Source organism: Clostridium sp. UBA5119, from assembly GCF_002414285.1.
Lineage (GTDB): Bacteria > Bacillota > Clostridia > Clostridiales > Clostridiaceae > Clostridium_J > Clostridium_J sulfidigenes.
In genome coordinates, this window is the sequence record NZ_DHYX01000037.1 from 24959 (window position 1) to 29740 (window position 4782).

General features: G+C 28.8%; 6 protein-coding genes. All 6 read right to left on the bottom strand.

Features of this window, described 5'->3' with window-relative positions; all coding sequences use genetic code 11:
• Positions 1-126: 126 nt before the first annotated feature.
• Positions 127-1749: a hydroxylamine reductase gene (gene hcp, locus B2671_RS04950; RefSeq protein WP_346869422.1), complete on the bottom strand. Its 1623-nt coding sequence runs from the start codon at positions 1747-1749 to the stop codon at positions 127-129.
• A gap of 211 nt (positions 1750-1960) precedes the next feature.
• On the bottom strand, positions 1961-2641 hold the full coding sequence (locus B2671_RS04955; protein ID WP_346869423.1) for a Crp/Fnr family transcriptional regulator: 681 nt from the start codon (positions 2639-2641) through the stop codon (positions 1961-1963).
• A 34-nt stretch (positions 2642-2675) separates the two neighbouring features.
• Positions 2676-3644 carry a lysylphosphatidylglycerol synthase domain-containing protein gene (locus tag B2671_RS04960; protein ID WP_346869424.1) on the bottom strand — a complete coding sequence of 323 codons (969 nt, stop codon included), beginning with the start codon at positions 3642-3644 and terminating at the stop codon, positions 2676-2678.
• Positions 3645-3825: 181 nt separating this feature from the next.
• Complete coding sequence (locus tag B2671_RS04965; protein ID WP_346869425.1) at positions 3826-3996, bottom strand: aspartyl-phosphate phosphatase Spo0E family protein; 171 nt, start codon at positions 3994-3996, stop codon at positions 3826-3828.
• Positions 3997-4178: 182 nt separating this feature from the next.
• On the bottom strand, positions 4179-4376 hold the full coding sequence (locus B2671_RS04970; protein ID WP_346869426.1) for a hypothetical protein: 198 nt from the start codon (positions 4374-4376) through the stop codon (positions 4179-4181).
• 232 nt (positions 4377-4608) lie between these two features.
• Positions 4609-4782 (bottom strand): IS3 family transposase (locus B2671_RS04975; RefSeq protein WP_346869429.1); only part of this gene is annotated, 174 nt, incomplete at its 5' end.

Sequence of the window (4782 nt, forward strand, 5' to 3'; positions counted from 1 at the left end):
CTTAGAGCTTGTAGTCATCGGATAAAAGAAATATATACTAAATTAAGAGGTCCACTAGAATATTAATTTTAGTGAACCTCTTTTAACAGTTACATATTGGGCTTAATTATATATTTATTTTTTCAATTACATTTCCATGAACATTTTCATATCATCTTCTACGTTAGTTATTCCACCTATTCCAAAGTTTTCAACTAAAACATTAGCTACATTTGGAGATAGGAATGCTGGAAGTGTTGGTCCCAAGTGAATGTTTTTTACTCCTAAGTGTAGTAGAGATAATAAAACTATTACAGCCTTTTGCTCATACCATGCAATATTAAATGCTATTGGTAATTCATTTATATCTTCTAACTCAAATACTTCTTTTAATTTTAAAGCAATTAATGCTAGTGAGTATGAATCATTACATTGACCTGCATCAAGTACTCTTGGAATTCCTCCAATATCACCTAAGTCTAACTTGTTATATTTATATTTTGCACATCCTGCAGTTAAAATTACTGTATCTTGTGGTAATGCCTTTGCAAAGTCAGTGTAGTATTCTCTTTTCTTTTGTCTACCATCACAACCTGCCATCACAAAGAATTTCTTTATAGCTCCAGTTTTTACTGCTTCTACAATTTTATCAGCTAAAGCTAATACTTGATTGTGTGCAAAACCTCCAATGATTTCACCATGCTCAATTTCTATTGGAGCTTCACAAGTTTTTGCTAATTCTATCAATGCTGAAAAATCTTTATTTCCTTTTTCATCAGCTGCAATATGTGTACATCCTGTATATCCTGCAGCACCTGTAGTAAATACTCTTGCTTTGTAGCTATCTTTAGGTGGTACAATACAGTTTGTAGTCATAAGAATTGGTCCATTAAAGCTCTCAAATTCTTCTGTTTGCTTCCACCATGCATTTCCATAGTTTCCTATGAAGTGTGAGTACTTTTTAAATGCTGGATAGTAGTGAGCTGGTAACATCTCTGAGTGAGTGTATACATCTACTCCTGTACCCTCTGTTTGAATTAGTAATTGTTCTAAGTCTTTTAAGTCGTGTCCAGACACAAGAATTCCAGGCTTATTACTTACTCCAATATTTACTTTTGTAATTTCTGGATGTCCATAGCTTTCAGTATTAGCTTTATCAAGTAATGCCATACCATCTACTCCAACCTTACCAGTTTCTAATGTTAATGCTATATATTCATCTATTGTTATCTTATTATCTGCTGTTGCAGCTAAAGCTTTTTGCATAAATGTACATATAGCTTCATCATCATATCCCAATGCATTAGCATGTTTAACATATGCAGCTAATCCTTTCAATCCATAAGTTATCATTTCTCTTAAACTTCTAATATCTTCATTATCAGTAGACAGTACTCCTACTAAACCAGCTTTACTATTCATTTCAGCTTCTGTTTTAGCTGTCCATAATGCAGCGTCACTTAAACCTTCTTTATTACTTAATTTTGAAAGTAATTCTTCCTTAAGATTTAAAGTTTCTTTAACCATTTTATAAAATACTGCATCATCAAAATTTGCATTCGTAATTGTAGTGAAAAGATTCATAGTCACAGCTCTATTTATTATATTAGAAACAGTTACTCCTTCTTCCCTAGCTCTTGTAGCTACTTCTNNTATTAATAAGTCTTGAAGTTTTGCAAGATCAGGAGTCTTACCACAAACTCCTCTTACAGTACATCCGCTGCAACCAGCTGCTTCTTGACATTGAAAACAAAACATCTTATTCTCCATATTTAACTCCCCTTTATTTCTTAATAATATTTTTTACTTTGTTGATTTAATAATTGAATTCATTTGAACTATGGTCTTATTGTACATAAAAAAAATACAGGAGTCCGTAACCTATGTTACGAATTCCTGTAATAATATATATTTCTTAAAATATTTTTATTTACATTGTCATGTATTCCATATTTATTAATACTTATCTTTTATATAATGTTTAATTAAACATTTCTTCCTCTAAAGCTTCTATATCTAATATTTTTATATTGCTTCTATCAAAATCTATATATCCCATATCCCTGAGATTTATTAACTCTCTTGACAATGATGGTCTTGGTATTCCTAAAGCTGCAGCAATACTTTCTTTACTTTCTTTTAATTTAATTACACTATTCTTCTGTAGTTTCATAGTTTCTAATATGTAATTTATAACTCTATGTTTTATATTCTTAAAGGATATATTTTTAATTTTAGAATTTAACATTAGTACTTTATTACTAAGAAGTTCTAAAAAATTCTCAAGAATTCTTTTTTCTCTTGAAAATAGTTCTAACATATCTACCTTATCAATGTATAATATACTGCATTGACTTAGTGAAATAACTGTTGCTGGATAGTTCTCCTGCTTTGAAAATATTATGGCTTCTCCAAATACATCACCAAGGGTAAGTTTATTTAAAACTATATATTTACCACTTGGATATATCCTTTGAAGTTCAATAGTTCCTTCTAATATAAGCCCTATAGTACTGCACTCTTCTTCTTCATGGGCAATAATTTCCCCTTTGCCATATCTATTAATATGATATTTTGTTTCATCATAAATTTTTTTTAGATTCTCAGAATCAATTCCTTTAAAAAGGAAATTGCTTTGTAGTAACTTTAATATATCTTTCATTATTCATCCTCTTCTTTTATTGTATTAACTTCTTTTATTCTCGTATATGATTACCTAATTTATTTGACCTTAATACTACTCTTCCTACCCATAGAATTACTCCAATAATCCAAGGTATTATAAAGTAATATAGTCTAAATAAAAGCGTTATAGACAAAGCTGAGTTAGGCGAAAACCCCAGAGTCTTTAATCCTATTATAGCTACTAAATCAAAGGACCCTACACCTCCTGGTATAAAGCTTATAAGTGCAGCAATACATGCTAATATATTTACTCCTGTAACTGATACAAAGCTTGCATCACCCTTAAAATATTTAGCTATGGTAAAAAACATCATACTTCTCACTATCCACTCACATGTAGATAGAAGGGTTAATCTTATCTTTAAATTTATGCTTCCTTCAAAGTATAAATTTAATTTTTCAAGTTTATTGCTTAACCAAGTGAACCTATCTAAAAAATAATATATAGGTAGAAAAGCACAAAATATTAATATTACTATCCAAAGCCACTTTTGGCTATGTAACAGTGGATATATTTTAAATACGTCTAATACTCCTAAATAGCACATAACAGATAAGCCCACTATAGTTGTAGGTATTAGTATCATATTAAAATTTATCATGTCCTTAGTATCAATATTTTCATCTTTAAATAAAACAGTTCTAAGTGTAGCTCCTGTAAGCCCTCCAAATCCTATTATGTCATTAAAGCTATGAGCAATCCATGCAACTACAAATACCTTAAACTTATTTATATTGTATCTATAATGATCAGCTAGTACTACATCATAAAAGCATAAAAACGATATAGATATAATTGCAGATATTAAGAATATTACAAGATATGTATTAGGTATATTTCTTAATATATCTAGAACCTGATTTATATCTATCTCCTTAAATATACTCCTAGCTTCATAAATTACAAAAAGCATAATTATTATGGGAATTAAAATCTTTCCTCCACTTTTCACTTTACTTTTTCCTTGATTACCACTCACATTATGTCCCCCTAATCCAATTTGAAAGCTAAATAAAATATATATATTTTATTTAGCTTATATTTTCAACATATTACCATTCTACTACTTATATGCATTAAAATCTATATTTTAGATTATATATACTTTTATTTATTTTATCTCCTTGGAGGAGAGACTTTAGATCTCTCCAACTTTTGTTTTACTCGAGGATTTTTCTTAGTATTGCATGATACTCATTTAAAACCACATCGAGTTTTTGGCTTGCGATGATTACTTCTGGATCTAGTAAATTAGTTTTTTCACTAATTAACTTTTGTAAATTTAGTCTCATTTCACAAACCTTTTTATCCATTTCATCAATTTTTCCCATATCGCCCCTCCTTTCGCTATAATTATAGCAATAAGAGGGTTAATAACTTAAATATAAAGTTAACTTTAACACTTATTTAAAATTAATTGTTTTATCTGGTTATAAATGTTAAAACAAATAAAGCAAATCTACTTATTTATAAAGTAAATTTGCTTTCCTCAATATACAATAATTTCAAAATACTAATCTTCTAATGTGTTATAAAGATATCCTTCGCCCTTTTCTATAGAATTTTCTATAGACTCCTTGTTCCTCTTTGTATTTGCTTCACTCTTTAATTCATTGTCATTAACCTTGTTTCTTACTTCCGTTCCAAGGTCTCTTTCTATAGTTCCTGGATTATTATTTAATAAAGAATGATGTTCACTTTTTAAAGTCATAATTTTACCTCCTAAAATGTAATTTATATTATTATCTTCATTAAATGAGATTATATACTTATTTATATAATGGAAAAACTTAATTGTTATCTATTCTTTATAAGTTATTTTCATTATAAAAAATTAAAGGACTTAGCTATAATAAAGTGTGCCCTAAGTCAAGTACATTTTTAAAAAGGCTCTAAGATAAAAGATGATTTCTGTATTGAACAGGAGTCACCTTTTTTAAGTTTCATTGACCTCTATACTTATTATGATAATCCATGTAATTCTCAATCTCACATAAAACATCTTCAAAGGTTTCACAATGCTTTAGATTTGTTTCACCTTTTAAATGACCGAAAAATGACTCCTGCGGAGCGTTGTCCCAACAATTTCCACGTCTAGACATTGATTGTCCTATATT